Genomic DNA, 8,765 nt, shown 5'->3' with positions numbered 1-8,765 from the left:
TCTTCTAGTTGTCTCTGTTCTTCTAGTTGTCTCTGTTCTTCTAGTTGTCTCTGTTCTTCTAGTTGTCTCTGTTCTTCTAGTTGTCTCTGTTCTTCCGCTTCTTCAGCTAATCGTTCATTCTCAATACGTTCATCTTCATTCTCCCAAAGCTCAACCTCTAAATCATTTATTTCTTTTTTTAATTCACGATTTATTAAACTAAACTTTTTTCTTAAAATTTTTATTTTATCATCAAGTTCTTTAAGCATTTCAGAAGTAATAGATTTGCGTTGAGGAATCCATCTGTCAAGTAGTTCTTCAATTTTTTTAACTTCTCCCTTATCAAATATAATTACACTAGCTTCTTTATTTTTTACACCATTCCTCGTTAAATTTTGACTTCCTATAGTAGCGAATCTACCAGGTGAAATAACTATTTTTGCATGGAGCCTTGGTAAATGATAAAGTTTATAGCCCTTCTCATGTAAACACTTTAAGGTTTTTAATGACGAAGCACCAGAAACAAAATTATGGACTGAAAAGATTGTGTATATCTCACACTCAGCAAATTTTGAGCCTCTTAAAATGGCTTCTGCTGTTTCTGATGTCAAGTAGGGGGAAAGAATTATTACCTTATCATCCACTTTCTTAATTTCTGTGTGCCAGCGACGGCTAATATTTTTTAAATAGTAGTAAGGTGGTTTTCTCATAATGGAAAGATGTTGAAGGGTATAAACTTTCTTTCCTAGTATAGCTATCACCAAGACACTTATGACATAAAATACAGTTATTCCCCCCTAGCCGTAGCAGTTCCAAGCTAGGTGTAGGAGTGCCACATAAGGTTTTGGAGTGAATATGAAAACTTGGATATTGACATACCACAGGCTGGAATGGTAGTTTTGTTTTAAATTCACGGAACAAGACCTTGAAAACTAAATACAGTAAGGTTTCTACAACAGGTAATTCTACAAGCACCTAAAACCCTACCAGGGATTGAAACTTAAACTGCAAGCTCTGTCTGATTGGAACATAAGTAGGTAAGCGGAATTAAGCCGAGCTATGTAACAGTATGTAAACACGGCTAACTTAGCAACGCTTAGGGCATTTGGATACTTTACAATCCTTTACATAATTGTGTTTTACAGCGCCTACCTACTTAAATCGTAGTAGTGGGGGCGGGTTTACAAGATTTCGGGTTTTTTACTCAAAATCTCGGCGAACCCGCCCCTACCAGCCCATTAACCGGCGGAAATCAAACAATATCGACCCGCCCCAATCAACTAAGGCAAATCCGTCTCGCCCATCAAATAAAGGTCACACTCCCGCGCCACACCGCGCCCTTCATTAATCGCCCAAACCACCAAACTTTGTCCCCGGCGACAGTCCCCCGCCGCAAAAACTCCCGGAATACTGGTTGTATACTTTTCGTGCTCCGCCTTCACATTGCTGCGCGCGTCGCGTTCCAATCCCAGGGCATCCAGCAGCGGCTGTTCCGGGCCCAGGAAGCCCATCGCCAGCAACACAACCTGCGCCGGCAACACTTTCTCCGTACCCGCGATTTGCTTGGGAATGAACTGCCCTTTCTCGTTTTTCGCCCACTCCACCTCAACAGTGTGCACGGCTTTGACGTTGCCGTTTTCGTCGCCCTCGAACTTTGTGGCGGTGGTGAGATAGCCGCGCGGATCATCCCCAAATTTGGCTGCGGCTTCTTCTTGGCCGTAGTCGAGACGGTAGACTTTTGGCCATTCCGGCCAGGGATTGTTGGCGGCGCGTTCCGAGGGCGGTTTGGGCAGGATTTCTAGCTGCACCAGGCTGTTGCAGCCGTGGCGAATGGAGGTGCCCACGCAGTCGGTGCCGGTGTCGCCACCGCCGATAATCACGATGTCTTTGCCTTCGGCGGAGATGAAGTTGTCGTTGGTGCTCTTGTCTAAAACTGCTTTGGTGTTGGCTGTCAAAAAGTCCATCGCGAAGTGGACGCCTGTTAATTCGCGGCCTTCGATGCCCAAGTCGCGGGGTTTTGTCGCGCCAGTACACAGTACAACCGAGTCGTATTCTTTTAGCAGTTGTTCTGCGGGCAAGTCTTTCCCAACTTCGGTGTTGCAGACAAAGGTTACGCCTTCGTCTTCCAAGACTTTCAGGCGGCGCATCACCACTTGTTCCTTGTCTAGCTTCATGTTGGGGATGCCGTACATTAGCAGGCCGCCGGGTCGATCGGCTCTTTCGTATACAGTTACCAAATGACCGGCTTTGTTGAGTTGCGCGGCGGCCGACAAACCGGCGGGCCCGGAACCGATGACGGCGATTTTTTTGCCGGTGCGTTTGGCTGGCGGTTCGGCGGTAATCCAGCCTTCATCCCAGCCTTTATCGATAATCGAGGCTTCGATGTTTTTAATCGTCACAGGCGGGTTGTTGATGCCGAGCACGCAAGCGCCTTCGCAGGGTGCGGGACAGACTCTGCCGGTGAATTCGGGGAAGTTGTTGGTTTTGTGGAGTCTGTCTAGGGCTTCTTTCCACAGTCCGCGATATACTAGGTCGTTCCATTCGGGGATGAGGTTGTTAATCGGGCAGCCGCTTGCCATGCCGCTGATGATGGTGCCGGTGTGGCAAAATGGGATGCCGCAGTCCATGCAGCGCGCGCCTTGGCTGCGGAGTTTGTCCTCATCCATCGGTAGGTGAAATTCGTCCCAGTTGTGCACTCGATCGACTGGTGAGAGTTCGGAGGGCAATTCGCGAAGGAATTCGATAAAGCCTGTTGGTTTTCCCATAGTGGTGTTTTGGTTAGAACTTATTCTTGGTAGTTTCTCAAAGGTGAAGCTGGCGGGCTTCTGAATTAACTATTGTGATCTAAATTATGGGCGATCGCAGTTCAGATTGAGCAATTCGTACCTGAAATCTTCAATATCGCCGGGAGTCGGGGAAAACCGCGAAACAAGCTGCTGCACATCTCATACCAAATCTGGCTGAAAAACCCTGTTTATTAGTCCGCGAAGGCGGACTTCGTTTGTATAGTCGCGGTTTCAACCGCCGAGTCTTATCTTTCAAGCGCAGTCCCAATCAGCAGGCTCTCTCCATAGGATACAAAAAGTTACAGGCCTTGCAAAATATTAATTTCACGATATACTACTATAATTCTATCGGGTATTCGGAGTTAACAAAATCGTCAACTCCTAAAATAGGTAAATAAAGTCATGAGCATTACAGTTCAAAACGTATCGAAACACTTCGGCTCCTTTCACGCCATTGACAACGTGAGTTTGGAAATTAAACGCGGCTCTTTAGTGGCGCTGTTGGGGCCTTCCGGTTCCGGGAAATCAACTCTGCTGAGGATGATTGCGGGGCTCGAACCGCCAGACACGGGTCATATTTACCTGATCGGCGAGGATGCTACCCAGCAGTCGGTGCAGGAAAGGCATATCGGTTTTGTGTTTCAGCACTACGCTTTGTTCAAACACATGACTATTCGGAAAAACATTGCTTTTGCGATGGAAATTCGCAAAGCTCCTAAAGACTCAATTATCAAACGGGTTGATGAACTTTTGGATTTAGTGCAGTTGAAAGGTTTGGGCGACAGATACCCGTCGCAACTTTCCGGGGGCCAGCGGCAGCGGGTGGCTTTGGCAAGAGCTCTGGCAGTGCAACCGAAAGTGCTGCTGCTAGATGAACCTTTTGGAGCGTTAGATGCTAAAGTTCGCAAAGAATTGCGATCGTGGCTGCACAACCTTCACAAAGAAGTTAATATCACCACAGTTTTTGTGACTCACGACCAAGAAGAAGCGATGGAAGTAGCCGATGAAATTGTGGTGATGAACAAAGGTAGAGTCGAACAAGTTGGCACTCCTGCGGAAATTTACGACAAACCTGCATCAGCTTTTGTGATGAGTTTTATTGGGCCGGTCAATGTGCTGCCGAATGCTGCGGGTTTGTTCGCCAGCAACGGTACAACTGCTCACAATAATGGCGCGGCTCATTCTGAATTAGTGTTTTTGCGTCCTCATGATGTGGAAATTAAAACTCAGCCGGAGTCTGGTTTTGCCTTAGCAAAAGTCAGCCGCATCATTCATCTAGGGCGGGAAATTCAAACCGAGTTAGTATTAGAATCGGGTCAGACGGTGACGGCTTACGTGAGTCGCGATCGCTTCGATCATCTACAGTTAAAGCGAGAGCAACAGGTTTATGTCAAGCCCAAACACGCTATGACTTTCCCTGCTTATTCAATTTAAATCAGCGGCTGCATCTTACTCAAAATACTATCGGGGAGATTCTACAAAACACTGCTGCCACATCGTTACCAGGCTCGTGCCTGGTAATGCTGTCTCGTGGCTCCAAATCGGAGGCAGAGCCGACTTCTTTTTGCCCGTACCGCATCAACCTGTAACTCTAACTCTTGTTTGAAAACTTCCTTATACAGAAATAAAATGGCACTTAAAGCCTGATTTTGAGTTGAAGCAGCGACATTTTCTTCAACGGCTAAATGAGTTAAAAATTATTCAATTTCTTTTCCACCCATTTCTCTAGGATGTCGTTTATTATGGAATAAAATATAGCGTTTAATCCAATTAATGTAGCTTTTTTTCGTTTTGTAAGAGTAATGCTTCAGACGAATGACATCACTTACTTGTTCAAGGAGTTTTTTGGGACGTTGTTCCATAAGCTGAGAACCAGAATGTTTCTTGATAGTATGACTTCTGGTATGTTATCCCGAAAGTTTCTGGTTGTCATCGGAGAATATACGGAATGTTTCTAGCTATCATCCTCTATGGGGTGATTATTCCGAAAGTTTCGGCTTTTTGTTCTGTAGGGGTTGACAAGACGGAAAGTTTCGGTTTAATAAATAGTTATGCTCATCCTGGGAACTTCTCTCAAGATGAAAACGTTATAACAACTTTATATCCAGAGAGATTACCTGATCGGGTGCCAGAATACCTCCGACTGCGATCGCTTCCAGTCTTCCAGTTTCCTGGTGATGCTGCGTCTTGACTTTAGCGATCGCCTCCTCAATCCCTGCTGCCTGAGCAATGTAGATCTGTGTCTCGCCTCTCAGTACCCAAATCGGGCTAGACCAGATATGCCTGACGAAGTATATGTCTGATGATACCCGTAGTGCTAACCGTACAAATCTGAAGATATGCGGAAATTTTCCTCAGATCCATCTCGATCGGCGTATTATGAAGAAGCTTTCCTCAGATCCACCTGTTGTGGAGGGATCTGAGGAAACAATCTGCCTATCCCCCTTTTTGGGATGGATCTGCGGAAAAATTCCGTCTAATAAGGCGCAAGTTATGCGTCTGTGCGGCCGAATCTGATGTTCACTATACGAGCGCAAACAAGGAGTTTTTCATCATGCCAGTAGACATTAGTGTTTCCATAGATCCTTTGGCAATTGGTCAAGCTATTGCAAGTGCCATAAACTCAGATCAGGAGCGTGGAGCATTTGTTAACAATCTTGTAGAAACTGCTTTTTTTCAGGCAGGTCAGAAATACAATGTACTAACTGTTAACATGGGTCAGCACCCTCAGACTGGCGGTCTTAAGGACATTGTATTTTATGGTTCAGCAACTTATGGTGATGGCACAATTTTTGGCATCTGGTGTTTCAAAGATGGTGAATTTACCCATGATGGTGATGGTGGATGGATTAATTGGTCTATGAAAGGCTGGTATGACAGGGATGGTGATGGAGATAAACACGTAGTCTTTAAGGCTGCTTTTTGATCTCAACTCGCTGCCCCTGACTTTAGCCGTTATACCCGTGAGCCAAAGCGATCTGTTGTCATAGTGCGATCGCCGATCTTGTAGGGTGCATTAACGGAGTGTAACGCACCATCAAATATACACAAATGTAACGCACCATCTTTATGTTAATTTAAGGTGTGTTATGCTGTCGCTAACACACCCTACGACTGCTAATCATCGCAATATCCTTGAGGTTTTTCCTTTCTGCCATCTTTACCCCAATCAGGCGGATAAATTCCCTGAGCGATAAACCGATGAATACTGGAATACTGCCAATCTTGGGGATTTTCACACAATCCATGTCGAACCGGATTATCATGAATATAATCGCAATGAAGCTCAAAATCCCGTTCATCCCGAATTAAATGCTCCCAAAAGCGACGTTGCCAAAGATTACTTTCCCCTCGCTTTTGTCGTGATTGAGAAACGGCTCGATTAACCCCTAATGCTTGTCCATAATGTTTGGTAACATAAGTTTTAATTAATCGCAATCTCACCGACAAATCCTTATCATCAGGAGATAAAGTCCACAAACAATGGAAATGATCGGGTAATAAAACAAAAGCATCAATACAAAAAGGATATTTTTCCTTTACTTTTTCTATTGCTTCTCGGAGAGCTTTTCTCCCTATGTCACTACAGAGCCAAGAATCTCTTTGATAAGTGACTTGTGTGATGAAATATGTACCTCCAAAAACATTAGGTCTTCGATAATTAGGCATAGGGAGCTAGTCAGGGTGAAATTAAATTATTCTTAAATTATTTATTGTATTGTCATATTGGTTGGTGCGTTACGCTGTCGCTAACACACCCTACAGTGCGATCGCCGATCTTATAGAGCGATCGCACTTGCCTTTTTTTAGGCGCGAGGTAGGGAGAAGGTAATGCCTTTCGTCCTGTGAAATTAAGGTGTTTTCCGATAGTCCGCCAGGGAATGAATTCCCTGTCTCATAGCGCAAGTCCTCTGAAGAGGACTAAAGAACTCATCAGTCCTCCTAAGCAACTCAACCAGTTTCTTTCATCCATAACGGACATACTGCGTCCGTGGAACGTTCTTCAGAGGCATGAAAAACTCCTCAGTCCTCTTCAGAGGACTTTTGCTTTGAGGCAGGGGTTTAAACCCCTGCCGGATTGTGGAAAAGCTCGATCGCTCCAACATTTGAGACTTTCGATCTCTACCCGCTTCTGCGTGTTCCCAAGACGGTGCAAAGGGCGGAACCAAAAAGGGGCAAGCTTTCCACCCACCCTGTACCCCCACGCCGAGCATCAGGCAGTTTCCGCCCCTGTGCCCGTGCTGCTCGTAATACCGACAGTGCCGACAGCTTAAATTGCCTACATTTACGTTGCTCGCGGGATTTCTCCAACCGTTTTTGTAATAAAAACATAATAACACCTGTATACCTACCGGAATTGTGTACTATGAGATAGTCTACAATTTAAACTCGATCGCAAGTGGGGAATGTGGAACTATCTTCTAGAGTAGAATATGCCCTGTTAGCCCTCTTGGAACTGGCGAGCCACCACCCAAAACAATCGCCCCTAACAGTCAACGAAATTACTGCATCTCAACAGATACCGGAACGCTATCTCGACCAAATTCTTGCCGTGCTCCGCCGTGCGGGTATCGTCCAGAGTCTGCGGGGCGCTAAAGGCGGTTATTTGCTGGCGAAAGAGCCTTGGCAGATTACTTTGCTAGAGGTGTTTTCGACTCTCGAAGGCGACGGCAGCGGCCAGACCCAAAAAGTGTCGGAATCTGCAACAATAGAAAAAACTGCGGTGCTAGAAATCTGGCAGGAAGCTAGACAGGCATCTTTGGCGGTTTTGGAAAAATACACATTACAAGATTTGTGCGAACAGCGGGATGTTCGCAAACAAGCAAATCCCATGTACTACATTTAACGGAGAGAAACTAAACAATGAAAATTGCTAGAGATGTTACACAAATAATTGGTAGAACTCCTTTAGTTCAGCTCAATAAAATTCCTCAAGCTGAGGGAGTGGTTGCTAGAATTGTAGCGAAATTGGAAGGGATGAATCCGGCGGCTTCGGTGAAAGATCGGATTGCGGCGAGCATGATTCAGGCGGCAGAAGATGCGGGGTTAATTCAACCGGGGAAAACTATTTTAGTTGAACCGACTTCGGGAAATACTGGAATTGCTTTGGCTATGATTGCGGCGGCGAAAGGCTACAGTCTGATTTTAACTATGCCGGATACGATGAGCACGGAACGCCGATCGATGTTGAAGGCTTACGGAGCTCAGTTGGAATTGACACCGGGACATGAAGGGATGTTAAGCGCGATCGCCCGTGCGGAGGAAATTGTCGAAGAAACCCCCGATGCTTTCATGCTGCAACAGTTTCAGAACCCCGCTAATCCCAAAATTCACCGGGAAACCACAGCGGAGGAAATTTGGGCGGATACTGACGGGAAAGTAGATTTTTTAGTGGCTGGAGTTGGCACCGGTGGCACAATTACGGGCGTTGCTGAGGCAATTAAACAGCGGAAACCGAGTTTTAGGGCGATCGCAGTTGAACCAGCCGGCAGCCCCGTGCTTTCTGGAGGGCGATCGGGTGCCCACAAAATTCAAGGAATCGGTGCGGGATTCATCCCGGAAGTGCTGCGAGTTGAGTTAATTGATGAGGTGATTGCAGTTAGCGATGAAGATGCGATCGCCTACAGCCGCCGCCTGGCCAGAGAAGAAGGATTGTTGTCAGGAATTTCGGCAGGTGCAGCATTGTTCGGTGCAATTAAAGTTGGCAAGCGTCCCGAAAATGCTGGTAAATTGATAGTTTTTGTACAGCCTTCTTTTGGCGAACGCTATCTCAGTACAGTTTTGTTCAAAGACTTAGAATTGCCGACGATCGACCAACTTGAAGCATTAGTTAGTAATTATTAATACGCAGTAGGGGCGATCGATCGGCCTGTGGCAAAGCGTGTCAACTTAAGCCTGGAACCCTTTTTATCTCTCGTTTGTAGCCGAGGTCTGATCCCCCTAAATCCCCCTTAAGAAGGGGGACTTTGAGAATGCTCTTGTCCCCCCCTTCTTAAGGGG

At 46.0% G+C, this 8,765-nt stretch carries 7 protein-coding genes and 1 pseudogene; 4 read left to right on the top strand and 4 right to left on the bottom strand.

The window, feature by feature from the left end; translation table 11 throughout:
- Together QUB68_RS29280 and gltD are read right to left on the bottom strand one after the other, a co-directional pair.
- A partial coding sequence (locus QUB68_RS29280; RefSeq protein ID WP_332998421.1) for a phospholipase D family protein occupies positions 1 to 689 on the bottom strand: 689 nt, incomplete at its 3' end.
- 570 nt (positions 690 to 1,259) lie between these two features.
- On the bottom strand, positions 1,260 to 2,744 hold the full coding sequence (gene gltD, locus QUB68_RS29275) for a glutamate synthase small subunit (protein ID WP_332998420.1): 1,485 nt from the start codon (positions 2,742 to 2,744) through the stop codon (positions 1,260 to 1,262).
- A gap of 423 nt (positions 2,745 to 3,167) precedes the next feature.
- Here gltD and QUB68_RS29270 point away from each other — a divergent pair, with 423 nt between their 5' ends.
- Positions 3,168 to 4,199 carry a sulfate/molybdate ABC transporter ATP-binding protein gene (locus tag QUB68_RS29270; RefSeq protein WP_332998419.1) on the top strand — a complete coding sequence of 344 codons (1,032 nt, stop codon included), beginning with the start codon at positions 3,168 to 3,170 and terminating at the stop codon, positions 4,197 to 4,199.
- Between the two features lie 65 nt (positions 4,200 to 4,264).
- Here the strand turns inward: QUB68_RS29270 and QUB68_RS29265 are convergent.
- Positions 4,265 to 4,627 (bottom strand): annotated as a pseudogene (locus QUB68_RS29265) (phage integrase N-terminal SAM-like domain-containing protein).
- A 692-nt stretch (positions 4,628 to 5,319) separates the two neighbouring features.
- Here QUB68_RS29265 and QUB68_RS29260 point away from each other — a divergent pair.
- Positions 5,320 to 5,691, top strand: a complete 372-nt coding sequence (locus QUB68_RS29260) for a hypothetical protein (protein WP_332998418.1) — start codon at positions 5,320 to 5,322, stop codon at positions 5,689 to 5,691.
- Between the two features lie 191 nt (positions 5,692 to 5,882).
- Here QUB68_RS29260 and QUB68_RS29255 read toward each other — a convergent pair whose 3' ends face one another.
- A complete protein-coding gene (locus tag QUB68_RS29255) occupies positions 5,883 to 6,434 on the bottom strand; it encodes an REP-associated tyrosine transposase (protein ID WP_332998417.1) in 552 nt (183 codons plus the stop codon).
- A 739-nt stretch (positions 6,435 to 7,173) separates the two neighbouring features.
- Between QUB68_RS29255 and QUB68_RS29250 the strand changes: the two genes are divergently transcribed.
- Both QUB68_RS29250 and cysK read left to right on the top strand, forming a co-directional pair.
- Entirely contained in the window at positions 7,174 to 7,611 is a 438-nt protein-coding gene (locus tag QUB68_RS29250) for an RrF2 family transcriptional regulator (protein ID WP_332998416.1), read from the top strand.
- 17 nt (positions 7,612 to 7,628) lie between these two features.
- A complete protein-coding gene (cysK, locus tag QUB68_RS29245; protein WP_332998415.1) occupies positions 7,629 to 8,609 on the top strand; it encodes a cysteine synthase A in 981 nt (326 codons plus the stop codon).
- Positions 8,610 to 8,765: the final 156 nt, after the last annotated feature.

The sequence above is a fragment of the Microcoleus sp. A006_D1 genome (genome assembly GCF_036702805.1).
In the GTDB taxonomy this organism is placed as follows: domain Bacteria; phylum Cyanobacteriota; class Cyanobacteriia; order Cyanobacteriales; family Microcoleaceae; genus Microcoleus.
Note: the sequence above shows the minus strand (reverse complement) of the source record. Positions and strands in the feature narration are given on the sequence as shown.